Genomic DNA, 23,393 nt, shown 5'->3' with positions numbered 1-23,393 from the left:
ATCATGAGCGCAATCCAGACACCTGCCCGTCATGTCGACGTTCCCGTGCCGGCGTTCCGGCCGGGGCCGCCGGGCACCCACATCACCATTCGCGGACTCACCAAATACTTCGCGGGCTGGCCGCTGTACGAGAACTTCGATCTCGATATTCCGAAGGGCCGCATTGTCTCGGTGTTCGGTCCCAACGGCTGCGGCAAAAGCACGCTGATCAACATGATTGCCGGCCTGATCCCGATCGATCGCGGCGAGATCCTGTTCGATGGCAAGACGCTCAAGGACACGCGCATCGGCTACGTGTTCCAGAACTACCGCGAGGCACTGTTCCCGTGGATGCGCACCATCGACAACATCGCCTATCCGCTGCTGCTCGAAGGATGCAGCAAGGTAGAGGTGGATCGCCGCATGGCCGAACTGGTGGCGTCCTTCGACGTCAAGTTCGACCTGAACCGCTATCCGTATGAACTGTCGGGCGGACAGCAGCAGACCGCGTCGATCATGCGCGCGCTGGCGCCCCGGCCCGAAGTGCTGTTCTTGGACGAGCCGTTCTCCGCGCTCGATTTCGAGATGACGCTGTTCATTCGCGAGAAGCTGCAAGAGGTGTTCATGCAGACCGGCACCACGATGCTGCTGGTCTCGCACGATCTGGAAGAAGCGGTGTATCTGGCCGACCAGATCCTGCTGCTGACCAAGCGCCCCACGCGCGTGGCGGAAATCCTTGACTACACCGACGCGCGGCCACGTACCGTCGATACGCTATCCCAAGCCAGCTTTGTTGAAGCCAAGCGACAAAGCCTGGAGATTTTCCAGCGCGAGGTGCGCCGATGATGATGACGATTGCCGATTTGCACGCGCGCTATGCGCGAGGCACGCTCGATCCGATGGCGTGCGCCACGGAAGTGTTGCGCCAGATCGAGTCATTCGACCGCCCCGAGGTATGGATCCATCGCGTGCCGGTCGAAACGCTGATGGCGAAGGCGCAAGCCTTGAAGGCGATGCTCGACCAGGAAGGCGAGGCCATCCTGCAGCGCCTGCCGCTGTTCGGCGTGCCGTTCGCGGTCAAGGACAACATCGACGTGGCGGGGCTGCCGACTACGGCAGCGTGCCCCGCGTTCACCTACGTGCCTCAATCGACGGCGTTCGCCGTTCAGCGACTGCTCGACGCCGGCGCGCTTCTGGTCGGCAAGACCAACCTCGATCAGTTCGCTACCGGGCTGGTGGGCACGCGTTCGCCTTACGGCGCGGTGCGGCACAGCACGTCGCCCGCGTATGTCTCGGGAGGCTCCAGTTCGGGATCGGCGGTGGCTGTGGCGGGCAACTGCGTGGCGTTCTCGCTCGGCACTGACACCGCAGGATCGGGACGTGTGCCGGCTGGCATGAACGGACTCGTCGGTTTGAAGCCGTCGCTGGGTCTGGTGAGCAAGCGCGGCGTGGTGCCCGCGTGCCGCACGCTCGATACGATTTCAGTGTTCGCGCATGATGTGGCCGATGCCTGGCGCGTGCTGGAGCAGATCGGGGCTTACGATGCCGCGGATAGCTACTCGTCACGCGTGCCGATGCTGGGACTGCCGCGTGCGTGGCGCGTGGGCTTGCCCGATGCATTGAGCTTCGAGAACGATGCGCAGGCCGAACAGGCGTTCATGGCCACGCTCGACCGATTCGGTTCGCGGCTCGGTATCCAGACCGAAACCATCGATTTCACGCCGCTGGCGCAGACATCCGCGCTGCTCTACGACGGCCCATGGGTGGCCGAGCGTCGTGCTGCGGTGGGCGATTTTCTGGTCACGCATCGCGATGCAATGGATGCAACCGTCGTGACCGTGATCGAAAAGGCCAACCAGTTCAGTGCTGCCGATGCGTTCAACGCGCAGTACCAGTTGGCCGATCTGAAGCGCCAGGCCGAGGGGCTGTTCGCTCGGATCGATGTGCTGGTAGTGCCAACCGCGCCGACGCATCCGACCATCGCCGCCGTGCAGGCCGATCCCGTGGTCGAGAACAGCAAGCTCGGGCGCTATACGAACTTCGTGAACCTGCTCGACCTGTGCGCGCTGGCGATCCCCGGTCTGCCGCGCGCCGATGGGCTGCCTGCTGGCATCACGCTGATCGGGCCTGCTGGTGCGGATCATCGATTGGCGGTGCTGGGTGCAAAGATCGAAGCGAGCCTGCGCGGCACCGCAGACGTTCTGCCGGAACCGCTGCCGCTCAACGAGCCATCCGTGGCGCTGGCCGTGGTAGGCGCACATCTGCGCGGTCAGCCGCTGAACTGGCAACTGCAGGAAGCGGGCGCCCGATTCATGGAATCGACAACCACATCGCCAAGCTATCGGCTCCATGCACTGGCCGGAACGGTGCCACCCAAGCCAGGACTGGTGCGTGACGATGCTGGCGCGGCCATCGAAGTGGAAGTCTGGGACGTACCCCTGCGCCAGTTCGGCAAGTTCGTGGCCGATGTGCCCGCCCCACTTGGTATCGGCTCGGTCGTGCTGGCCGATGGGCGGCAGGTCAAGGGCTTCATTTGCGAGCCCTTTGCCGTGGCGGCTGGCAGCGGCGCACGAGACATCACCGCGTTTGGCGGCTGGCGGGCGTATCTGCGCAGCGTCGAAGCTGCCGAGCCAGCCGTTGCCGCAAGCTGAATTGCCACATCGCACTTCTCTCCATCCTATCCATCGGACCTTGCCATGACCCAACGTCGTGATTTTCTGAAACAGGCCAGCGCGCTGACGCTTGGCTCCATCCTGCCGTTTGAATCGCTGCTGGCCGCCGAGAACGTGACGGTGGGTGTGCTGTACGTCGGCGCGCGCGGCGACTTCGGCTACAACCAGGCGCAGGCCACGGCCACCAGCGTGATTCGCAAGCTGCCCAACGTGAAGCTGGTGGAGGAAGAGAACGTGCCCGAGACCATCGCGGCGCAGAAGACCATGGAGGCCATGATCCAGCAGGACGGGGTCTCGCTGATCTTTGCTACCTCGTTCGGTTATTTCGATCCGCACGTGCTGAAGGTCGCGGCCAAGTACCCCAAGGTGCGGTTCGCGCACTGCGGGGGACTGTGGAAGGCCGGCAACCCGGCAAATATCGCCAGCTACTTCGGCTACATCGACGAATGCCAGTATCTGGACGGGGTGATCGCCGGGCACATGAGCAAGTCGAAGAAGCTTGGCTTCGTGGCGGCCAAGCCGATTCCGCAGGTGCTGCGCAACATCAACGCGTTCACGCTTGGCGCGCAGTCCGTCGATCCGTCCATCACGACGCGGGTGATCTTCACGGGTGACTGGTCGATGCCGGTCAAGGAAGCCGAGGCAGCCAATAGCCTGATCGACCAGGGCTGCGACGTGCTGACCTGCCATGTCGATGGTCCGAAGGTCATCGTCGAGACCGCCGAGAAGCGCGGCGTCATGAGCTGTGGGTATCACGCCAGCCAGGCAGCGCTGGCACCCAAAGGCTATCTGACCGGCGCCGAATGGGATTGGGCCACGCCCTACAAGGCGATTGTTGCCAATGCCCAGGCCGGCAAGGTACAGCCCAATCTGCTGCGCGGCGGGCTCAAGGAAGGCTACGTGAAGATGTCGCCGTACGGGGCAGGGGTCAGCACGGCAGCGAAGCAGAGCGCGGATGCCATCAAGGCGAAGATGGTGGCCGGCGACTTTGTGATTTTCAAGGGGCCGCTGAAGGACAACAAGGGTGGCGTCGCAGTGCCCGCCGGCACCAGGCTGGTTCAGACGGACTACGCGCTCGAATCCATGAACTACCTGGTGGCGGGCGTGGTGGGGCAGGGCTGACGAACGACGAACCCCGCCGAACCCCGCCGAATCCGTGGATCGACGTTGCCTCAGGAGCTTCCCATGCGCATCCCCGCCAGCACTGCCACGCTGACGCTGGCCGTCCTGCCCGCGTTGCCTACCTTGCTGGCCGTGGCCAGCGCGTTGTTGCTGTTCTCGTTGTTCCTGCTGCTGCAGGGGGCGCCGGTGCTGGAGGCGATGCAACTGATCTTCCAGGGCGCGTTCGGCACGCCGTTTGCCTGGCAGAGCACGCTCACGCGCGCTGCGCCGCTGATGCTGACCGCGCTATGCGTGGCGTTGCCGGCGCAGGTCGGCCTGATCGTGATCGGCGGCGAAGGCGCGTTGGCGCTCGGCGGCCTGGCCGCCGCGCTGGTGCCCCAGTACGTGCCTGCGGTTACCCCGTGGTGGATCGTCATGCCAGCGATGGCCGCTGCGGGCATGCTGGCAGGAGGTTGCTGGATCGGTGCAGCCGGTGCACTGCGGCAACGGCGCGGAGTCAATGAAACCATCAGCAGCCTGCTGCTGGCTTACATCGCCATCGCCGTATTCAAGCATCTGGTAGAGGGGCCATTGCGCGATCCCGCCAGCCTGAACAAGCCCTCCACCGTACCCGTTCCGGATGCATGGATGGTCGGCACGCTGCCGGGCATCGACGTGCACTGGGGCTTGCTGGCTGGCGTGTTGGCCTGCGCGGCGGCGTGGCTGATGGTGCGGCGCTCGACGTTCGGATTTGCCATGCGGGTGACGGGCGGCAACGCCCGGGCCGCCCGGCTGGTAGGGCTGCCGGTGGGCCGTCTCACGCTGGCGGCCTGCGTGCTGGGCGGTGCGGCAGCGGGCCTGGCAGGCATGTTCGAGGTGGCGGCAGTACAGGGCAGCGCCAACGTGGCACTGCTGGCGGGGTACGGGTACAGCGGCATCCTGGTGGCGTTCGCGGCCCGGCAGAATCCGCTGGCCATCGTTGCCTGCGCACTGATGATCGGCGGCATCGAGAACAGCGGCAGCCTGCTGCAGCGGCGGCTGCATCTGCCCGATGCCACCACGTTTGTACTGCAGGGCCTGCTGTTTGCCAACCTGCTGGCGTGGGAAGCCATGGGCGGTGCGCTTTCCAGCTGGCGCGTGAAATTGCAGGACATCGCCCTGGCCGGCAAGGTGCCGGCAGAACTGGAGACCCGCCATGCATGAGGCTTCGTCGACGTGGCTCGTGCTGATACTGTCGCTGGTCACGGGCGCGATCCGCGTCAGCACGCCGTACTTGTTCGTGAGCCTGGGAGAGTGCCTGACCGAGAAGGGCGGGCGCGTCAACCTGGGGCTGGAAGGCATTCTCGTGTCGGGCGCCATGAGCGGCTACGCGGTGTCCTACCTGTCCGGCTCCCCGTGGCTGGGTGTGCTGGCCGCCGCAGGCGTGGGCCTGCTGCTGGGTGGCCTGCATGGGCTGGTGTGTTCGCTGCCCCGCGTGTCTGACATCGCCTTCGGCATCGCGCTGATGTTGCTGGGAACCGGGCTGGCGTTCTTCCTCGGCAAGCCGTTCATTGCACCGCAGGCGCCCGGCCTGCCATCGATCGAGCTGGGTGCCTGGTCGGCCTCGCTGCAGGTGCAGCAACTCCTGCGCATCAACGTGCTGTTCCTGATCGGCGTGGCGCTGGCTTTCGCGCTGCAATGGGGCATGCGTGCCACGCGCTGGGGGATGGTGCTGCGGCTGGTTGGCGATCACGGCGAGACCGCGCGCGCCATGGGCTACCCGCTAACACGCATCCGCATTGCGGCCACGGCCGTGGGCGGCTTGCTGGCCGGCGTGGGCGGCGCCTACCTGTCGCTGGTCTATCCGGGAAGCTGGAACGAGGGACTGTCCAGCGGGCAGGGGCTCATGGCCGTGGCGCTGGTCATCTTCGCGCGCTGGCAGCCCATGCGTTGCCTGTGGGCGGCGCTGCTGTTCGGTGCGGCTGGCGCGCTGGGCCCGGCACTGCAGGCCATCGGCATCACTGGCGGCTACTACCTGTTCAATGCGGCGCCGTATGTATTGACGCTCGCGATCATGACCATCAGCTGCCGCCCCAACCGTGCACTGGCCGGGGCGCCGGGCGAACTGAGCCTGACCCGCTGACCCGCCGACTCAATTCCATCAAGGACAACATGAACCGAACCATCGACGCCAGGCCATATCCCTGGCCCTATGACGGCAACCTTCGCGCCGACAACACGGCACTGGTCATCATCGACATGCAGACCGATTTCTGCGGTTTCGGCGGCTATGTAGACCGCATGGGCTACGACCTGTCCATGACCCGCGCCCCGATCGAGCCCATCCGCCGTGTGCTGGCCACGATGCGCGCCCAGGACTTCACGATCATCCATACGCGCGAAGGACACCGGCCGGACCTGTCGGACCTGCCCGCCAACAAGCGCTGGCGCAGCCGGCAGGTAGGTATCGGCGGCGTGGGCATTGGCGACGAGGGCCCCTGCGGCAAGATCCTGGTCCGGGGCGAACCGGGCTGGGAAATCATCGACGAACTGGCACCGCTGCCCGGAGAAATCGTGATCGACAAGCCCGGCAAGGGCTCGTTCTGCGCCACAGATCTGGAATTGATCCTGCGCACGCGCGGCATCGTGAACCTGATACTGACCGGTATCACGACCGATGTCTGCGTGCACACGACAATGCGGGAAGCGAACGACCGGGGCTTCGAGTGCACGATTCTGGCGGATTGCTGCGGGGCGACCGATCAGGGCAACCATGATGCGGCGCTCCACATGGTCACCATGCAGGGTGGCGTGTTCGGTACGGTATCGAACTCGCAGGCCCTGCTGGCCACGCTGGGTTAGCCGCCATGGCTGGCGAGGCACTTGGACTGGAAGTCATCGGCGCCACGAAATCGTTTGGCGCGTTCCGGGCGCTCGATGACGTATCGCTCAAGATCGCGCCCGGCACCATTCACGCATTGCTTGGCGAGAACGGCGCGGGCAAGAGTACGCTCGTAAAAGGGCTGGTCGGCTATGCGCCGCTGGATGCCGGGCAACTTGTTGCCGACCGGCGCGAGGTCCGTATCGATTCCCCGCGCGCCGCGCAGGCGCTGGGCATCGGCATGGTCTACCAGCATTTCACGTTGGCCGAAGGGATGTCCGTCGAGGAGAATCTGCTGCTCGCACGCGGGTCGCTGCCATGGAAGCTGGACTGGGCCGCCGAACGGGCCGCGCTAGACGCCTTCATGCAGGAAATGCCGTTCCGGCTGCCTCTGGACCGCCGGGTACGGACACTGGCCGCCGGCGAAAAGCAGAAGCTGGAAATCCTCAAGCAGCTCTATCTGCGGCAGCGTTTCCTGATCCTGGACGAGCCCACCTCCGTGCTGACCCCGCATGAGGCCGACGAAGTCCTCGGGCTGATGCGGACGCTGACGTCGCGCGGCGAACTGACCGTGCTGATGATCACCCACAAGTTCCGCGAGGTCACCGCCTACGCCGATGACGTGACAGTGCTGCGCAAGGGGCGCAGGGCCGGCGGCAGCGCCGTAGCCGATACCAACGTCGGGCAGCTTGCGGGGTGGATGATGGGCGCGGGCGATCTGGCCGGTACCGTTGTGGATACCGAAGCGTCAGCGGCAGCCGGCGCACGCCGCGTGACGCGGACACCAACTGAAGCCGACGCGGCGGTGCGCTTGCGGGTAACCGGGATGACCGTCAGCGACGATCGCGGCCATGCCGCCGTGCGGGATCTCGCTCTGGCAGTCAGGGCAGGCGAGATTCTTGGTATCGCGGGCGTATCGGGCAACGGCCAGCGCGAACTGGTGGATGCACTGGTTGGCCAGCGGCCGCTGGCAGCGGGCACGATGGAGGTATCCGGACTGCCGTATCGCGCCACGCGTGCGGAGATGACCGCGCGGCGGTTGTTCGCGATTCCCGAGGAGCCACTCAGGAACGCCTGCGTAGCGGGCATGAGCGTCGCGGAGAACCTGGCGCTGCGAACGTTCGACCGTGCACCGTTGCGGCGCCTGGGTGGCTGGCTGGACCGTGGCGCCATGCGCACGCGGGCGGTGGATCTGATCACCCAGTTCAATGTCCGTCCACCGCGTCCCGAACAGCAGATCGGGACCCTGTCCGGCGGCAACGTCCAGCGCGCGGTGCTCGCGCGCGAGCTTGGCCAGCCGGTGGACGTTCTGATCGTGGCCAACCCGGTCTTTGGGCTGGACTTTGCTTCGGTAGCCGATATCCACGCCCGGCTGCTGGCCGCGCGCAACGCCGGCGCCGCCGTGCTGCTGATCAGCGAGGACCTGGACGAACTGCTTGAACTGGCCGACCGCATCGCGGTGATGGCCGAAGGCACCATCGTGCACGAAGGTCCGGCCGACGCTGCAGACAGGACGGAACTGGGCCGGCACATGGCCGGACACGCAAGCCTGATTGATATCCCTACGGTCGCGGGCGCACAATGACGGCCATCGCAACGATTTCCGACCCACAACGTATGGACGCAACGTCGAATGCGCCGAACGCGATGGCGGAGCAGGTTTACCTGCGCATCAAGCAGGATATCTTCAACTTCCTGCTCTGCCCCGGTGACCGCTTCGCCGAACTGGCGATTGCCGCGCACTACGGCGTATCGCGTACGCCGATGCGCGATGCGCTGTTTCGCCTGCAACGCGAAGGCTATCTGGAAGTTGGTTTTCGGCGTGGCTGGAAGGTCTTGCCGGTGAACTTCGATCAGCTCGACCAGCTTTACGATTTGCGGATCGTGCTGGAGTTGGCCGCTATCGAGCGTATCCAGCATGTGGAGGGTGGGCAGGCAGCCATCGACGCACTGCGCGCTATCTGGTGCGTGCCGGAAGATCAGCGGGAGAGCGATCCGGCGACGATGTTCGAGATGGACGAGGATTTCCATCGTCGGCTCGTCGCCGCCATCGGCAACAACGAGATGCTGCGCGTCCATAACGACGTGACGGAGCGCATCCGCATCATGCGCCGGCTCGACTTCCTGAAACCGAAGCGCACCAGCGCCACCTACGAGGAACACAGCACGCTGCTGGAACTGCTGACGCGGAATCGCCACGCCGAGGCGGCAATCCTGCTGCGTGCGCACATCACGCAAAGCAAGCTTGAAGTGCGCAAGATCACGCTGTCGATGCTCGCCGATGCGCGCAATCAAAAGCTTGCATTTGTCAGCTGAGGCGGTGCGGTGCATCACGCGCATCACGACGCCTTCTTCCCGGCTCTCCCGACCTTGGCGAGCGGCAGGTTTGCCAGCCGTTCGGTGATCACATCGCGCACCGCTTGCGACGCATCCATGGTCTTCAGAAGATCCGGCCAATGGGTCTGGGCCATGGAGACGGCTTCCTTGACGGCTGCCGTAGCGATCCGCTTCGGGATACCGGCCTTGTCCGCGATCACTTCATAGAGTTCCAGCGTTTCCTTGCGCTGGAACTCGTCAATCGCCACGTTCTGGCCGTAGGACGTGAAGTTGGGCAGGGCGGAGACACACACGATGTCGTAGGCGGGCGAAAGCTCGGGCAGCTTCCGATCGTGGTAGATCACCGAGAAGTTCTTGAGATGCGCGTCGCTATTGCCGATCAGCGTATTGACCGCCTGACGCGTGAAGAACTGTCGAATGTTCTCCAGTCCGTTCGGACTCAGCCGGTACAGGGCCGCCACGAGCCGGATGTACTCCTCAACCTTGGCGTACTTCCTGCTGGGCATCCGGGCGAGCAATTGACAGCCGTCCTCCGCATGGATGCAGGCACCGTCGCCGGTGCGATCGAAGCGTTCCACGGCGAGGTAGTGCAGGCCCTGGCCCATCGAGTCCGCGAGGTCCGGTACATCGATGCTCGACATCGGAAGCACCTGGATCGGGGCGATGTTCACACCGGCTGCCGCTGCGAGGTGCATCGACACGTATTCATTGAGCACCTGGGAGTCGTCGTTCTTCGCTGGCAGCTTGGCGATGATGTCCGATATCCTGGTCTTGGTCGGCAGGGTGTAGCGCTCGCCCTTTCGCATGGTCGAAAGCGCCAGCTTGTTCTGCACGCCCGAGACCGACGCCGCGCCTTCCGTGGCGCCTTCGACGACAGCGATTTCAAGGTTGTCCGCACCGCCTGTCACGCCGTAAGTGCGCACGTATTCGGGCAGCGCGCGCGTGTCGGCAGGTTTCACCACGATGGCGCCCGGCAAATCGTTGCCAGCGGAGGCCAGCACGCCGAAATCGTCTTTGTCCTCGGGGTTCTTTCGCGTGGCTTCCAGACGCTTGCGCAGTTCGCCTTCGGGCAGCAGGCCGGCAAAGTACGGCGGGAGTTCGCCGCCCGTGTTGTAGATCGCGGGGTGGAACGCGTTGTCGAAGACTTCCGACGTGGCTTCACGCCCAAGGTCGGTCGGCAGCGTAATGGACAGGCTGAGCGTGTCGCGGTCGTTGTTGCCCCGGTATTCCTCCGTGGGGACGAAGCGCGTATTCCCGCCCGCCTCACAGAGAAAGCCGCAGAGCCGATCATGAAGATGAACCTCCAGGTAGCGGGGGTGCAGTTCAAAGCTCATGATTGGCCCAGCAGGTGGTCTATCGTGGAGCGGGCCGTGCGGTCGGGGCCGCTGCCTTTGCCATCGAGAACCTGGCGCACTTCGGTCAGTTTCTCCTTGGGCACCATGACCCATTCGGCATCCATCGCCCCCGCCAGAGACTCGAAAGTCGAGGCACGGCTGTCTTTCTCACCGCGAAGGATGGCAGACAGGTTCTGATGCGCCATACCGATCAGGCGTGCCAGATTGGAGATCGAGATCTGGCGGCGACTGCGCATCGCCTGGGACTCAGAGAGTAATGACATAGCATGCATCCGCAGCAAAATAGCTGCGATAGTATGCATCACGCCCTGAGTGCATTCAAGTCGTATCGCATGTTATCGCATGTATTTTTATAAAAAGTAATGCGATAAAATGCAGTTTGGCGCGGAAGTCTACGCTTCGCGGGCACTTAGTGACTGATCATCCACGGCCTGCCGCTGGGCTGTTTGATTGCGTTGGGGGAGGTCGGCAGCTTGACCGGGCTGCAACACCCGCATCCCGCACCGTGCAAACGACTCTCTTTGGGCGCCGCCGCGCTGCGCTCGTTGGTGGCATGCGCGGCGCGCGAAGCCGTACTCAAGGTGCCGAGCGACGGCGCCGCCACCAGCGCCCGGGCCGCCGCCGCGCCGCAGTCGGGACAAGCCGCTGGCTCGTCCCGCCGCGACATCGGGCGCATCACGGTGAACACACCACATCCGTGGCATCGGTAATCATAGGTGGGCATGGCGGCTCCGGTGACTCGCGATGTGGATTAAAGATCGGGCGAGAGCGGCAGGTCCACCGTGCCCTGGATCATCTTGGTCGGGCCGCTCGCGCTGGGGCGGATGTCGAAGTCGAAGATCTGCGTTGGCAGCCAGAGCGTGGCGCATGCGTTCGGCACATCGACCACACCGCTGATATGACCCTGCACCGGCGCTGTGCCGAGGATCGAGTACGCCTGCGCACGGGAGTAGCCGAACTTCGTCATGTATTCGATGGCGTTAAGGCACGCCTGGCGATATGCAACATTCACGTCGAGGAAATGCTGCTTGCCCGATTCATCGACCGAGATGCCTTCGAAAATCAGGTAGTCGTTGTAGTGCGGCGTGATGGGGCTGGGCTTGAAGATCGGGTTCTTGACGCCGTACTTCGCCATGCCGTCCTTGATCAGCGTGACGCGCATATGCACCCAGCCGGCCATTTCGATGGCGCCGCAGAACGTGATTTCGCCATCGCCCTGGGAGAAGTGCAGATCGCCCACGGACAGGCCGGCACCATCCACATACACCGGGAAGTACACCTTGGCACCGCGCGACAGATCCTTGATGTCGCAGTTGCCGCCGTGTTCGCGCGGCGGCACGGTGCGTGCGCCCGTGGCCGCGGCCTCGTTGCGCGCATCGCCTTGCAGTTTGCCCATGTGCGCCGTGGCCGCAAACGGCGGGTTGGCCAGTGCGGGGACGCGGTTCGGGTCGGTCGCCAGCAAATCGGCTTCGCGCTGATTCCACGTCTCCAGCATTGCCTTGTCCGGCAGGCAGCCGATCAGGCCCGGATGGATCAGGCCCGCAAAGTTCACGCCGGGAATATGGCGCGACGACGTGAACATGCCGTGGAAATCCCAGATCGACTTCTGCGCCTGCGGGAAATGATCGGTCAGGAAGCCGCCGCCGTTCTGCTTCGAGAAGAAGCCATTGAAGCCCCATTGGCTCTCGGGTTTGGCGCCGATGTCGAGCAGGTCCACCACGAGCAGGTCGCCCGGTTCCGCGCCTTCCACGCCGACGGGTCCGGACAGAAAGTGAACGATGGACAGGTCGATGTCGCGCACGTCATCGGCGGAATCGTTGTTCTTGATGAAGCCGCCCGTCCAGTCGTAGGTCTCCAGGATGAAATCGTCGCCGGGTTTGACCCAGCAGGCCATGGGGATGTCGGGGTGCCAGCGGTTGTGGACGTTCGGGTTCTCGTACGGCGACTGGGCCAGATCGACCTGGATCAGGGTATCGGTCATGAGATTGACTCCTGGATGCGTGCAGGGGTGGTGATGAAAACGAGTGAGGGATGGCTAGACGGAGAGGTATTCGCGGATGTGCGCGACATCGGTGCTATGACGCTGCGTTTCGTGGACAAAGCGCCCGCCCTCGATGACGAACAGGCGATCCGCCACCTCCATTGCGAAGCTCAGTACCTGTTCGGAGAAAACGATCGTGATGTCGCGCGTGCGGCGGATCTCGTTCAGCGCGCGCGCGATGTCCTTGATGATCGACGGCTGGATACCTTCGGTCGGTTCATCCAGCAGCAGCACCTTGGGGTTTGACACCAGCGCCCGGGCAATGGCCAGTTGCTGTTGCTGCCCGCCGGACAGGTTGCCGCCCTTGCGGCGCCGCATATCGAACAGCACGGGAAACATGGCGAAGATCTCGTCGGGAATGCGCCGCGTCTTGCCCTGTTCCATGCCAGTGAGGATGTTCTCTTCAACGGTCAGGTGCGAAAAGATCATGCGGCCCTGCGGCACATAGGCAATGCCGGCACGCACGCGGCGGTAGCTCTCGTCGTGCGACACGTCCTGGCCATTGACGCAGACCTGTCCGGCGCGCAGCGGCAGCATGCCGATCATCGCCTTGAACAGCGTGGTCTTGCCCATGCCGTTGCGGCCCATGATGGCGACGGTCTCGCCCTGTGCGGCGGCGAACGACACGCCGTGCAGCGCCTCGCTCTGGCCATAGTTCACCACCACGTTATCGACGGTCAGCATGCGATGTGCTCCTTAGCTGTGGCTCGGGGCTCAGTGGCCCAGGTAGACGTCGATGACGCGCGGGTCTTTCTGTACTTGCGCCATCGATCCTTCGGCCAGGATCTTTCCCTGGTGCATGACGGTGACCTTGTCTGCGATCTGCTGCACGAAATCCATGTCGTGCTCGATCACGATGACGGCGCGTCCCTTGCTGATGCGCTTGAGCAGTTCGGCTGTCAGCTCGCGTTCGCGCACGCTCATGCCGGCAATGGGCTCGTCGAGCATCAGCAGTTGCGGTTCCTGCATCAACAACATGCCGATCTCCAGCCATTGCTTCTGCCCGTGCGACAACTGCGCGGCTTCGCGTTCCAGCGTATCGGCCAGTCCGATTTCCGTAGCGACATCGGTGACGCGCTGACGTACCTCGTCGTCGGTACGAAAGGCGAGGGCGCCGAACACACCACGTCCGCGCGGGAACGACACGGCCAGGTTCTGGAACACGCTGAGGTTTTCGTAGATCGAAGGCGTCTGGAACTTGCGCCCCACGCCGGCGCGCACGATCTCGTATTCGGGCAGGCCGGTCATCTCGCGATTGACAAACTTGATGCTGCCGCCGCTGGCGCGTGTCTTGCCACACACCAGATCGAGCAGCGTGGTCTTGCCTGCGCCATTTGGGCCGATGATCACGCGCAGTTCATCGCGGTCCACGTACAGCGTCAGGTTGTCGATGGCCTTGAAACCATCGAACGACACGGACAAGTCCTCTACGGCCAGCATGAAATCGGTATTGCTCATGGTCGCTCCTATGCTGTCTTGCCGGGGACGTTGCTGGCCGCCTCGCCGGACTCACTGCCACGACGGCGCCGGGCCATGAACTTGTGATAGAGACCCGCGAGACCTTCGGGGAAGGCCACCACCACGCCGATAAACAGCGCGGCCATCAGGAACAGCCACAAGTCGGGGAAGCTCTCCGAGAAGTACGTCTTGCCCGCATTGACCAGTAACGTGCCCCACACCGCACCGACGAGACTCATGCGTCCACCCACTGCGGCAAAGATCACCATTTCGATCGATGGCACGATGCCGACAAACGACGGCGACATGAAACCCACCTGCAGCGTGAACATTGCACCGCCTACCGCAGCGAGCGCCGCCGCCAGGCAGAACACGAAGACCTTGAACATCGCCACGTCATAGCCGGAGAAGCGCACGCGGTCTTCCTTGTCGCGCATCGCCAACAGCAGCACGCCAAGCTTGGTGCGCTGAATCCAGCGGCACAGCAGCATCGTGCCGAACAGCAGCGCCACGTTGACGAAGTAGAGAATCATCTTTGCGCTGTCGGTACGGATATCCCAGCCGAGCATGGTCTTGAGATCGGTGATGCCGTTCACGCCACCTGTATAGCCTTGCTGGCCGATGATCAGCACGGAGAGAATCAGCGCCACGGCCTGCGTGATGATCGCGAAATACACGCCGCCAACGCGGCGCCGGAACATGGCGAAGCTGACGACGAAGGCCAGCAGCACCGGCACGGCGATCACGCCGATCAGCGCGAACGGCAAGTGCCGGAACGGCTCCCACCACCATGGCAGTGCGGTGAGCTGGTTCCAGTCCATGAAATCGGGAATGCCGGGCGTGGACTGGATGGCCGTACTCTTCGGGTCCGAGGCTTCGAGCTTCAGGAACATGGCCATCGCGTAGCCGCCCAGCCCGAAGAACACGCCTTGCCCAAGACTCAGTACGCCGCCGTAGCCCCACAGCATGACGAGTCCCACGGCCACGAATGCGTAGCTCAGGTACTTGCCGATGAGGTTCAGGCGGAAGACGTCGAGCGCGAGCGGCAGCACGACGACCAGCGTCAGCCCGAGCAGCGCATAACCGGCCCATTCGCCGCCCAGGGCGCGCAGCCGTTGCGGTAGCGGTAGCGTTTTTGTGGGAGACATCATCGAACTCCGTGATCAAGCAGGTAAGCCGGGGACATCAACGTCGCACCGCCGGTGCAAACAGTCCCTGCGGACGAATCATCAGGATCGACACGATCAGCAGCAGCGTCAGCACGCGTGCCATCGAACCCGTGAGGAAGAACTCGCTGATCGATTGCATTTGCGCGATGCCGAAGGCAGACGCCACGGTGCCCGCCAGACTTGCCGCACCGCCAAACGTCACCACCAGGAAGGAATCGACGATATAGAGCGCGCCGCTCGTAGGGCCGGTGGAACCAATCGTCGTGAACGCCGCGCCGGCCACGCCTGCAATGCCGCAGCCGATGGCAAAGGTCAGTCGATCCGTGCGCTTGGTGTTGATGCCCGCCGCATTGGCCATGGCGCGATTGGCCGTGGTGGCGCGTACACGCAAGCCCCATCGTGAGCGATACAGTGCCAGCCACACCAGCCCGGCCACGGCCAGCGTCAATGCCATTACGAACAAGCCGTTGATCGGAATATCGAGTCCGGGGGCGGGTGCCCACGAACCCATCAGCCATTCGGGCAGCGTGGGGCTGACTTCCTTCGGCCCGAAGGTCGAGCGGAACAGCTGCTGCATGCCGAGCGAGAGACCCCATGTCGCCAGCAAGGTATCGAGCGGACGCTTGTATAGATGCCGGATCAGCGCCCACTCGGCCAGCCATCCCGCAGCGAACGCGAACACGAAGGCCGCGCCGATTGCCAGCGGGAAATACCAGCCCATCCATGACGGCGCCAGGCGTTCCACCGTGGTGGAGGCCAGGTAGATCGTGTAGGCGCCGATGGTCATGAACTCGCCATGGGCCATGTTGATGACGCCCATCTGCCCAAAGATGATTGCCAGTCCCAATGCCATCAGCAGCAGGACCGAGAACAGGCTGAGGCCGGCAAAGCCTTGCATCAGGCCAATATTCAGCATGTCGGAGAGATTCATGACCGTGCTCCCGCGTGGATGGATTACTGGTAGCCCTTGGGGAACGGGTTCGGCGGAATCAGTTGCGGCGATTCCGCTACCACCTTGAACTGGCCGTCAAGCTGCGCCAGTCCCACGCGCGTCTTGCTCCAGAGGTGATGGTTCGTATCGACCTTCACGTAGCCCTCGGGCGCGGTCTTGAGTTCGATGCCGGGCGATGCCGCCACTACCTTGTCGATATCGAAACTGCCAGCCTTTTCCACGGCGGCCTTCCACAACCATGGGCCAAGGTAGCCTGCCTGCGTCACATCGCCGATCACGGACTTTGCGCCGTACTTGGCCTTGAAGGCATCCACGAACTGCTTGTTGTTGGGGTTGTCCAGCGACTGGAAGTACTTCATGGCCGCGTAGAAGCCAGCGATGTTCTCGCCGCCGATGCCCAGCACTTCGTCTTCGGTCACGGAGATCGTGAGCAGGAACTGCTTGTCCGCCGTGATACCCGCTGCCTTGAGTTGCTTGTAGAACGCCACGTTCGAGCCGCCCACCACGATGGCGTAGATGCAATCGGGCTTGGCGATCTTGATCTTGTTGATCAGCGAGTTGAAGTTGGTATGACCCAGCGGGTAGTACTCCTCGCCCACCACCTTGGCCTTCTGGAAATTCTCGATGTGCTTGCGCGCGATCTTGTTCGACGTGCGCGGCCAGATGTAGTCCGAACCAATCAGGAAGAAGCTCTTGGCGTTCTTCTGCTTGGCGGCCCAGTCCAGACCCCAGATGATCTGCTGCGTGGCTTCCTGACCCGTGTAGATAACGTTCTTCGACTGTTCCAGCCCTTCATAGAACGTCGGGTAGTACAGCAGGCCGTTCTCTTTCTCGAAGACCGGCAGCACGGCTTTGCGCGATGCCGACGTCCAGCAGCCGAACACGGCGGCCACGCGATCGTTGACGAGCAGCTTCTTCGATTTCTCGGCGAAGGTGGGCCAGTCCGAGGCACCGTCTTCCTTGATCACCTTGATCTTGCGGCCGAGAACGCCGCCTGCTGCGTTGATCTGATCGATGGCAAGTTGCTCGGCCTGGATCGAACCCGTTTCAGAAATCGCCATCGTCCCCGTGGCGGAATGAAGCTGGCCGACGATGACTTCGGTATCGGTCACGGCGAGCTTGGTTGTATTGACCGCGGAGGTCGGCAGGTTGGCGCCGTGCGCCTGCGCAGTCATGCCAGCGAGCGGCAGTGCGGGCAGGGCGGCCAGCCCTTGCATCAGGCGGCGGCGATTCGACGATAGCGGCTGGTCTTTGTTGTCACGCATGTTCAACGCTCCTTGGCGGCAGGTGAGGGTGGGTGCTGCGTTGAGCGGATCATGCGGCGCACCTGCGTAGCGCGATATACGTCATTCAACGTACGCACGGCAAGGCATGCGTCTTGCATCCCCGGTCGGGTTCGACCTTGTCCGCCTCCACGCCATGCCGATTGCCTCCCAGCCCGTTCAGCGCATCAGCAAGATCCGGCGCGACTACAACCGCTGGGTTGCCGACGAGACGCTGGAGGACTACGCCCTGCGCTATGCACCACGGTCGTTCCGGAAGTGGAGCGCGTTTCGGGTGGCCAATACCGCTTTTGGTGCAGTGGCGTTCCTGGCGCTGGAAGCGATTGGTGCGGCCATCACGCTGAGCTATGGCTTTACCAATGCCATGTGGGCGATTGCCGCCGTGAGCCTGGTGATCTTCCTGACCGGCCTGCCCATCTCCTACTACGCCGCGCGCGATGGTCTGGACATGGATCTGCTGGCGCGCGGCGCGGGCTTCGGATATCTCGGCTCCACGATTACCTCGCTGATCTATGCGAGCTTCACATTCATCTTCTTCGCGCTGGAAGCGGCCATCATGGCGCAGGCATTCGAGCTGCTGTTCGACATGCCACGCTGGCTCGGCTACCTGCTGTCATCGGTGATCGTGATTCCGCTGGTGATGCATGGCGTGACGCTGCTGTCGCGCATCCAGCTCTGGACGCAACCGTTGTGGCTGTTGTTGCTGGTGCTGCCTTACGCATTGATCCTCTGGCGCGAGCCGCAGCACTACAGTGCGTTCCTGACACTGAACGGACGGCTGGCCGATGCGGATGGCTTCTCATGGCCCGCCTTCGGTGCGGCTGCAACCGTTGCGGCCGCATTGATCGGCCAGATTGCCGAACAGGTGGACTTCCTGCGCTTCATGCCGCCGCTCACGCGCAGCAATCGCGTGCGCTGGTGGAGCGCGTTGATTGCAGCAGGCCCGGGCTGGATTGTGCTGGGTGCGGCCAAGATGGCGGGTGGTGCGTTCCTCGCGTTCATCGTGCTGCAGGCGGAATTGCCGATCGCGCATGCGCTGGAACCCACGCAGATGTATCTCGCCGGTTTCGCGCGCGGATTGGGCGAAGGCTGGCCCGCGTGGCTGCCCGTGGTGCTGACGGGCCTGCTGGTGCTGGTCTCGCAAACCAAGATCAACATCACCAATGCGTACGCCGGATCGCTGGCCTGGTCCAACGTGTTCGCGCGGCTGACGCATAGCCATCCGGGCCGCGTGGTGTGGCTGGCGTTCAATGTGCTGATTGCCGTGATGCTGATGGTGATGGGCGTCTTCGAGGCCATGGAACAGGTGCTGGCGTTGTATGCGCATCTTGCCGTGGCGTGGGTGGGTGCGATCTTCGGCGATCTGGTGATCAGCAAGCCGTTGGGGCTGTCGCCGCGTCATGTCGAGTTCCGGCGTGCGTACCTGTTCGATATCAACCCGGCGGGATTTGGCAGCATGGCGCTGGCGTCGGCGTTGTCCTTGTTGATGCACCTGGGCGTCTTCGGCGATACGCTGCGGCCCGCGTCAATTGGTCTGGCATTGTTGCTGTCAACGGTGCTTCCGCCGCTCATCGCACTGGTTACGCAACGCCGCTTCTTCATGGCGCGCGTGCCAGTGGATTTCGGCGCACGCCACGCGGTGATCCGCTGCATCATCTGTCGCAATCGTTTCGAACGAGAGGACATGGCCGGTTGCCCGGCGTATCGCGGCCCGATCTGTTCCCTGTGCTGCACGCTCGATGCGCGATGTGGAGACCGTTGCAAGCCGGGAGCGAGTGCGCCCGAGCAGATTGCCACGGCACTCGCGCGGCTGCTTCCGGCCGGCACGCCACCCGTGACGGCGCGGCGTATCGGCCAGTTCGTACTGGTGCTCGCCGGGATGGTGTTCGCGTTTGGCACATTGCTATGGCTGTTCTATACGCAGGAACAGTTGTCGAACCCGCTGGCGATGGCGGGCACTAACGGCGGTGCGCTGTTCCTCAAGATTGGCGCGGGACTCACGTTGTTCGCGGCAGTGGCGGCATGGTGGCTGGTGCTGGTCAACGAGAGCCGCACGGTGGCGCAGGAGGAATCGGAGCGCCAGAACGTGCTGCTGCAGAAGGAAATCGATGCGCACCGTCAGACCGATGCCTTGCTGCAGCATGCGAAGGAAGTGGCGGAAAAAGCCAACGTGGCCAAGAGCCGCTTCATTACCGGCATGAGCCATGAGATGCGCGCCGGTTTGAACTCGATTCTCGGCTATTCACAGTTGCTCTTGCGGGCACCTTCACTACCAGGAACATATCGTGAGGATGTGCGCACGATTGGCCGTGCGGGCGAACACCTGTCCAGTCTGGTGGACGGATTGCTGGAGCTGTCGCGCATCGAGGCGGGCAAGCTGCGGCTCGAACAGGAAGCCGTCTCGCTTGAATCCCTGTTCGGCGATCTCGTGCGCATGTTCCGTCCATTGGCCGCTGCGCGTGGCCTCGCGTTTCACTACCGCGTGGTGGGCAAGCTGCCGCCGCATGTGCATGGCGATTCCAAGCGGCTGCGGCAGATCGTCATCAACCTCGTCAGCAACGCGATAAAGTTCACTGATCACGGCTCGGTGACGCTGACCGTGCAGCATCAACGCGAACTCGCCACGATTCGCGTCAGCGATACCGGAGCGGGAATCCCGCCCGAGGATCAGGCGCGGATCTTCGATCCATTCGAACGTGGCACGCCGCATGACGACCGCGAAGGTATCGGTCTGGGGCTGGCCATCGTGCGGCTGCTGGCGGACCTGATGGGCGGAGACATTCGCGTGCATAGCCATCCGGGCGAAGGCAGCGAGTTCCGCGTGCGTCTCTATCTGCCAGCCGTCGCGGCGGTGGTAAGGCCACGCAAGGCCATGCCGTCCGAACCGTTGCCTGCGGATGCGCGCGTGCTGATCGTCGACGATCGCGCCGCCCATCGCGCCGTGCTGCGCGGCTTTCTCGCGCCATTTGGATTGACGGTGCAGGAACTGGATGAGGGCGCAGCCGTGTTGTCCGTGGTTCGTGAATGGCGACCGCATCTTGTATTGCTCGATCTGAATTTGCCCGATGCGTCGGGCTGGGATCTGTGCCGACTGATTCGCGCCGAACAGCCGCCGCCCCAGGTGGTGATCGTTTCCGCCAATGCGCACGAGAACACCGAGGAAGCGCGGCAGTTGCATGGCTACCTCGGCTTTGTCAGCAAGCCGGTGCGCGAGGCGGAACTGATCGAGATCGTGCATCGCGCGCTGACAGCGGTGCCAACGCTGTCGTCGGTGCCGCCAGCGCCCGACACGTTACGCGAACTGCTGGCGATGGGCGCCACGGGGCGCCTGCGCGCGGCGGAAGCATATCTCACGGAACTAGTGGAAGGCGGCGGCAACGTGGCCGTGTGGGCGCAGCAGATGCTGACGCTCGCACGCACCGATGCGGCGGCACTGACTGCATCTCTTGGCGAGGCTCTTCATGCAAATCGAACCTGATCTCCAACTTGCTTCGAACGCCGTCGAAACGCGTGTGCTGGTGGTGGACGACAGTCCGGACGCGCGCGGCTTTCTCACCCGCGCGCTCGGTGCGGAATCCATGCTTGTGCATGAAGCATCGAGCGGCAACGCAGCACTCGATGCACTGTCGTTCTTCGCACCCGATGCGGTACTACTCGATGTGGACATGCCGGGCATGGATGGCTTCGCCACGTGCGAGGCGCTGATGGATCGTCACGCAGACCTGCCAGTGATCTTCATGACGGGCCTGGGCGATACGGGACACATCGTGCGAGGCTTTGAAGTCGGCGCCTGCGACTACGTCACCAAACCCATCGCCATTGCTGAGGTCATTGCGCGGGTGCGTGCCCACAGCAGCAAGGCAAGGTTGGCGCGCAGTGCGCGCGAGGCGCTGATGCGCAGCGAGACACCCATGTTCGCAGCGGGCTCCGATGGCCGCTGGCTCTGGAGCAATGCGAAAGCCACGCAGCTTCTGACTGCGCAAGGCTGGCAGACGCCGGCGCCGGGCATGGCGTTGCCGCCGCCTCTGATCGACGTGATGCAGACGCTCAAAGGCACGGGGCAGTGCGAGATCGACCATCTGCATCTGCGCCGTCTGACGGGAGAAACTTCCGAATGGACGGTGGTGGAACTTGGCAACCCCACCGCGACAGGCACCGAACCGTCGCCGGCATCCGCACCATCGCTCACCACGCGCGAGGCCGAAGTCATGGCCTGGGTGGCACGCGGCAAGACCAACCGCGACGTGGCCGAAATACTCGGCATGAGTCCGCGCACTGTTAACAAGCACTTGGAGCACATCTACGAAAAGCTCGGCGTGGAAACACGCACGGCAGCCGTGGCGGCAGCGCAGCGGCAGGTGCGGCCGATTGGGGTATCGATCGAGCGGGACACTCAGGCTTTTTCCTGAAGCGCTTCCGTGCGCGACGAGTTGTCAGCGATGGCAAGCATATTGCGATAAGAAAAGTTATCGCAATACATATGGTCGGGTGATAATATCCGGCGGATGCAAAGCCGCCCAAATCCCCATCCATTCGATTTCCCCGACGCTGCCGAACTGGCGATGCTGCGCGCCTGGCATGCCGGGTTGTCCACGCGGGCGGCGGTGGCGCAGTATCTGGATGCGGATCGGCTTCAGGGGCAGTCTTCGCGCGGGATTCTCGGCGGTATTCGTCGGCAGCTTGCCGCGTATGCGCGATACCGGCTGCGCGAGGATCTGGCGGTGCTGTTCGAGATGTCGGCGTCGGAGCGATCGGAGAAGGGCAGGGCTGCCAATCAGGCGATCGAGACCTTGCGCAAACTGCCGCCGCCGCTGCCGGCGATCTCCGACGATATCGGGCTGTGGCTCGCGTCGGCTGCTGTGGAGGCGCTGCGTGCGCAGGACATTCATACGCTGGCGGACCTGACTGTCCGCATTCCACGCCGCAGGCAGTGGTGGGCCACGATTCCGGGGCTGGGGCCGAATGGCGCGCGACGTATCGAAGCGTTTTTTGCCGATCATCCCGAGTTGACTGCGCGGGCACGCGCGATGATTGCCGCCGAACCACGCGGGATGATCGTGCCGTGGGAGCAGATGGGGCGTCTGCCGCATGAAGTGGATGGTTCGCTGGGCCAGTTCCGCGCGCCGCGCGAAACCTCTTCGCTCTCTGCGGACAACGATTACGCGGCGGTGCAGGCATGGCTGGCCTTGCACGAATCGCCGGCCACGCAGCGCGCGTATCGCAAGGAAGCCGAGCGGCTGATTCTGTGGGCCATCATCGAGAAAGGCCGTCCGCTTTCATCGTTGACGACAGAAGATGCCACCGCTTATCGGAATTTCCTGCGTGAACCGTCGCCACGCGAGCGCTGGGTGGGACCGGCCCGGCCACGTAGCGCGGCGGACTGGAAACCGTTCACCGATGCCGTGTCACCGCGATCCGCTGCCTATGCGCTGCAAGTCATCGGCGCGTTATTCCGATGGCTCGTTCAGCAACGCTATGTGCTGGCCAATCCGTTCGCCGGCCTGAAAGTGCGCGGTGGCGCCAAGACCGCCGCACTCGACGTCTCGCATGCGTTTTCCGAAGGCGAGTGGATGATCACGCGCAGCATTGCCGATGGGTTGGAGTGGTCGTACGGTTGGGATGCACCGGCTGCGCAGCGGCTGCGTTTTATCCTGGACTTCACGTATGCCACGGGGTTGCGCGCCAGCGAACTGGTGGGGGCCACATTGCGCGGTATCGAAACCGATGTGCATGGCGATCACTGGCTGCATCTGGTCGGCAAGGGGGCCAAGGCCGGCCGCGTGGCGCTGCCGCCGTTGGCGCGCAATGCGCTGGATCGCTACCTCGTCGAGCGGCAACTCCCGGTCACCCGGGCGTTGTGGGAGCCCGCTACGCCGTTGGTCAGCAGCCTCGGTCCCGATGAAAGCGGCGGCATCACCGGTGCGCGCTTGTGGATGGTCATGAAGCGCTTTTTCGCCACGGCGGCGGAGCAGCTCGAAGCCGAGCGCCCGGCTACTGCCGAGAAACTGCGCAAGGCCAGCCCGCACTGGTTGCGCCACACCCACGCCACCCATGCACTGGCACGTGGTGCGGAACTGACGACGGTGCGCGACAATCTGCGCCACGCCTCGGTCTCCACGACCTCGCTGTATCTGCACGGCGACAGCGTCAAGCGTGCGCGCCAGATGGAATCGGCGTTCGGCTGAT

Annotated in this window: 20 protein-coding genes; 11 read left to right on the top strand and 9 right to left on the bottom strand. The window is 63.8% G+C overall.

The features are described from left to right. Window positions 1-3 precede the first annotated feature (3 nt). The 8 genes from ABDB81_RS19925 (at window position 4) to ABDB81_RS19890 (ending at window position 8,928) form a co-directional block, all read left to right on the top strand. A complete protein-coding gene (locus ABDB81_RS19925) occupies window positions 4-825 on the top strand; it encodes an ABC transporter ATP-binding protein (RefSeq protein WP_137925568.1) in 822 nt (273 codons plus the stop codon). 2 nt (window positions 826-827) lie between these two features. Beyond that, window positions 828-2,630, top strand: a complete 1,803-nt coding sequence (atzF, locus tag ABDB81_RS19920) for an allophanate hydrolase (RefSeq protein WP_346813097.1) — start codon at window positions 828-830, stop codon at window positions 2,628-2,630. Between the two features lie 45 nt (window positions 2,631-2,675). Continuing rightward, window positions 2,676-3,773 carry a BMP family ABC transporter substrate-binding protein gene (locus tag ABDB81_RS19915; RefSeq protein ID WP_346813047.1) on the top strand — a complete coding sequence of 366 codons (1,098 nt, stop codon included), beginning with the start codon at window positions 2,676-2,678 and terminating at the stop codon, window positions 3,771-3,773. 63 nt (window positions 3,774-3,836) lie between these two features. Then, window positions 3,837-4,955: an ABC transporter permease gene (locus tag ABDB81_RS19910; protein ID WP_346813046.1), complete on the top strand. Its 1,119-nt coding sequence runs from the start codon at window positions 3,837-3,839 to the stop codon at window positions 4,953-4,955. Continuing rightward, window positions 4,948-5,874 carry an ABC transporter permease gene (locus tag ABDB81_RS19905; protein ID WP_346813044.1) on the top strand — a complete coding sequence of 309 codons (927 nt, stop codon included), beginning with the start codon at window positions 4,948-4,950 and terminating at the stop codon, window positions 5,872-5,874. The genes ABDB81_RS19910 and ABDB81_RS19905 overlap by 8 nt, the downstream gene beginning before the upstream one ends. A gap of 29 nt (window positions 5,875-5,903) precedes the next feature. After that, window positions 5,904-6,593: an isochorismatase family cysteine hydrolase gene (locus ABDB81_RS19900; protein ID WP_346813043.1), complete on the top strand. Its 690-nt coding sequence runs from the start codon at window positions 5,904-5,906 to the stop codon at window positions 6,591-6,593. A 5-nt stretch (window positions 6,594-6,598) separates the two neighbouring features. Continuing rightward, window positions 6,599-8,197 (top strand): ABC transporter ATP-binding protein, encoded by a 1,599-nt coding sequence (locus tag ABDB81_RS19895; RefSeq protein WP_346813042.1) that lies wholly within the window; start codon window positions 6,599-6,601, stop codon window positions 8,195-8,197. Next, window positions 8,194-8,928, top strand: a complete 735-nt coding sequence (locus ABDB81_RS19890) for a GntR family transcriptional regulator (RefSeq protein ID WP_237380520.1) — start codon at window positions 8,194-8,196, stop codon at window positions 8,926-8,928. The genes ABDB81_RS19895 and ABDB81_RS19890 overlap by 4 nt, the downstream gene beginning before the upstream one ends. A 23-nt stretch (window positions 8,929-8,951) precedes the next feature. Here ABDB81_RS19890 and ABDB81_RS19885 read toward each other — a convergent pair whose 3' ends face one another. The 9 genes from ABDB81_RS19885 to urtA form a co-directional block, all read right to left on the bottom strand. Next, complete coding sequence (locus ABDB81_RS19885) at window positions 8,952-10,283, bottom strand: HipA domain-containing protein (protein WP_346813039.1); 1,332 nt, start codon at window positions 10,281-10,283, stop codon at window positions 8,952-8,954. Next, complete coding sequence (locus ABDB81_RS19880; protein ID WP_137925575.1) at window positions 10,280-10,567, bottom strand: helix-turn-helix transcriptional regulator; 288 nt, start codon at window positions 10,565-10,567, stop codon at window positions 10,280-10,282. The genes ABDB81_RS19885 and ABDB81_RS19880 overlap by 4 nt, the downstream gene beginning before the upstream one ends. 146 nt (window positions 10,568-10,713) lie before the next feature. Next, window positions 10,714-10,980: a zinc ribbon domain-containing protein gene (locus tag ABDB81_RS19875; protein WP_346813094.1), complete on the bottom strand. Its 267-nt coding sequence runs from the start codon at window positions 10,978-10,980 to the stop codon at window positions 10,714-10,716. A 75-nt stretch (window positions 10,981-11,055) separates the two neighbouring features. Further along, complete coding sequence (gene fmdA, locus ABDB81_RS19870) at window positions 11,056-12,285, bottom strand: formamidase (RefSeq protein ID WP_137925577.1); 1,230 nt, start codon at window positions 12,283-12,285, stop codon at window positions 11,056-11,058. A 54-nt stretch (window positions 12,286-12,339) separates the two neighbouring features. After that, complete coding sequence (gene urtE / locus ABDB81_RS19865) at window positions 12,340-13,029, bottom strand: urea ABC transporter ATP-binding subunit UrtE (protein ID WP_137925578.1); 690 nt, start codon at window positions 13,027-13,029, stop codon at window positions 12,340-12,342. Between the two features lie 30 nt (window positions 13,030-13,059). Beyond that, the gene (gene urtD, locus ABDB81_RS19860; protein ID WP_346813034.1) at window positions 13,060-13,803 is read right to left on the bottom strand and encodes an urea ABC transporter ATP-binding protein UrtD; all 744 of its coding nucleotides are present in this window, start codon (window positions 13,801-13,803) and stop codon (window positions 13,060-13,062) included. 8 nt (window positions 13,804-13,811) lie between these two features. Beyond that, window positions 13,812-14,951, bottom strand: a complete 1,140-nt coding sequence (urtC, locus tag ABDB81_RS19855) for an urea ABC transporter permease subunit UrtC (protein ID WP_346813091.1) — start codon at window positions 14,949-14,951, stop codon at window positions 13,812-13,814. A gap of 37 nt (window positions 14,952-14,988) precedes the next feature. Continuing rightward, window positions 14,989-15,903, bottom strand: a complete 915-nt coding sequence (gene urtB, locus ABDB81_RS19850; RefSeq protein WP_137925581.1) for an urea ABC transporter permease subunit UrtB — start codon at window positions 15,901-15,903, stop codon at window positions 14,989-14,991. 23 nt (window positions 15,904-15,926) lie between these two features. Next, window positions 15,927-17,189: an urea ABC transporter substrate-binding protein gene (gene urtA, locus ABDB81_RS19845; protein WP_160473818.1), complete on the bottom strand. Its 1,263-nt coding sequence runs from the start codon at window positions 17,187-17,189 to the stop codon at window positions 15,927-15,929. Window positions 17,190-17,295: 106 nt separating this feature from the next. Here urtA and ABDB81_RS19840 point away from each other — a divergent pair, with 106 nt between their 5' ends. The 3 genes from ABDB81_RS19840 to ABDB81_RS19830 all read left to right on the top strand — a co-directional run bounded on the left by ABDB81_RS19840 (window position 17,296) and on the right by ABDB81_RS19830 (window position 23,392). Continuing rightward, window positions 17,296-20,685 carry an ATP-binding protein gene (locus ABDB81_RS19840; RefSeq protein ID WP_346813029.1) on the top strand — a complete coding sequence of 1,130 codons (3,390 nt, stop codon included), beginning with the start codon at window positions 17,296-17,298 and terminating at the stop codon, window positions 20,683-20,685. Continuing rightward, window positions 20,669-21,616, top strand: coding sequence for a response regulator (locus ABDB81_RS19835; protein WP_346813027.1), 948 nt, complete (start codon window positions 20,669-20,671; stop codon window positions 21,614-21,616). Before ABDB81_RS19840 ends, ABDB81_RS19835 begins: the two co-directional genes overlap by 17 nt. A gap of 96 nt (window positions 21,617-21,712) precedes the next feature. After that, window positions 21,713-23,392 (top strand): site-specific integrase, encoded by a 1,680-nt coding sequence (locus ABDB81_RS19830; RefSeq protein WP_346813023.1) that lies wholly within the window; start codon window positions 21,713-21,715, stop codon window positions 23,390-23,392. Window position 23,393: the final 1 nt, after the last annotated feature.

This window comes from Cupriavidus sp. DL-D2 (assembly GCF_039710735.1).
GTDB lineage: Bacteria > Pseudomonadota > Gammaproteobacteria > Burkholderiales > Burkholderiaceae > Cupriavidus.
The sequence above is the reverse complement of the archived record's forward strand: the minus strand, read 5'-3'. Positions and strand labels throughout refer to the sequence as shown.

Bases quoted from the DNA above. Each gene is read 5' to 3' on its own strand.
- ABDB81_RS19885 (WP_346813039.1), bottom strand. From the start codon at position 10,283: ATGAGCTTTGAACTGCACCCCCGCTACCTGGAGGTTCATCTTCATGAT.
- fmdA (WP_137925577.1), bottom strand. From the start codon at position 12,285: ATGACCGATACCCTGATCCAGGTCGATCTGGCCCAGTCGCCGTACGAG.
- ABDB81_RS19840 (WP_346813029.1), top strand. From the start codon at position 17,296: ATGCGTCTTGCATCCCCGGTCGGGTTCGACCTTGTCCGCCTCCACGCC.
- atzF (WP_346813097.1), top strand. From the start codon at position 828: ATGACGATTGCCGATTTGCACGCGCGCTATGCGCGAGGCACGCTCGAT.
- ABDB81_RS19900 (WP_346813043.1), top strand. From the start codon at position 5,904: ATGAACCGAACCATCGACGCCAGGCCATATCCCTGGCCCTATGACGGC.
- ABDB81_RS19875 (WP_346813094.1), bottom strand. From the start codon at position 10,980: ATGCGCCCGATGTCGCGGCGGGACGAGCCAGCGGCTTGTCCCGACTGC.
- ABDB81_RS19915 (WP_346813047.1), top strand. From the start codon at position 2,676: ATGACCCAACGTCGTGATTTTCTGAAACAGGCCAGCGCGCTGACGCTT.
- ABDB81_RS19835 (WP_346813027.1), top strand. From the start codon at position 20,669: ATGCAAATCGAACCTGATCTCCAACTTGCTTCGAACGCCGTCGAAACG.
- ABDB81_RS19830 (WP_346813023.1), top strand. From the start codon at position 21,713: ATGCAAAGCCGCCCAAATCCCCATCCATTCGATTTCCCCGACGCTGCC.
- ABDB81_RS19905 (WP_346813044.1), top strand. From the start codon at position 4,948: ATGCATGAGGCTTCGTCGACGTGGCTCGTGCTGATACTGTCGCTGGTC.
- urtB (WP_137925581.1), bottom strand. From the start codon at position 15,903: ATGAATCTCTCCGACATGCTGAATATTGGCCTGATGCAAGGCTTTGCC.
- urtE (WP_137925578.1), bottom strand. From the start codon at position 13,029: ATGCTGACCGTCGATAACGTGGTGGTGAACTATGGCCAGAGCGAGGCG.
- ABDB81_RS19895 (WP_346813042.1), top strand. From the start codon at position 6,599: ATGGCTGGCGAGGCACTTGGACTGGAAGTCATCGGCGCCACGAAATCG.
- urtC (WP_346813091.1), bottom strand. From the start codon at position 14,951: ATGTCTCCCACAAAAACGCTACCGCTACCGCAACGGCTGCGCGCCCTG.
- ABDB81_RS19925 (WP_137925568.1), top strand. From the start codon at position 4: ATGAGCGCAATCCAGACACCTGCCCGTCATGTCGACGTTCCCGTGCCG.
- ABDB81_RS19880 (WP_137925575.1), bottom strand. From the start codon at position 10,567: ATGTCATTACTCTCTGAGTCCCAGGCGATGCGCAGTCGCCGCCAGATC.
- urtA (WP_160473818.1), bottom strand. From the start codon at position 17,189: ATGCGTGACAACAAAGACCAGCCGCTATCGTCGAATCGCCGCCGCCTG.
- ABDB81_RS19890 (WP_237380520.1), top strand. From the start codon at position 8,194: ATGACGGCCATCGCAACGATTTCCGACCCACAACGTATGGACGCAACG.
- ABDB81_RS19910 (WP_346813046.1), top strand. From the start codon at position 3,837: ATGCGCATCCCCGCCAGCACTGCCACGCTGACGCTGGCCGTCCTGCCC.
- urtD (WP_346813034.1), bottom strand. From the start codon at position 13,803: ATGAGCAATACCGATTTCATGCTGGCCGTAGAGGACTTGTCCGTGTCG.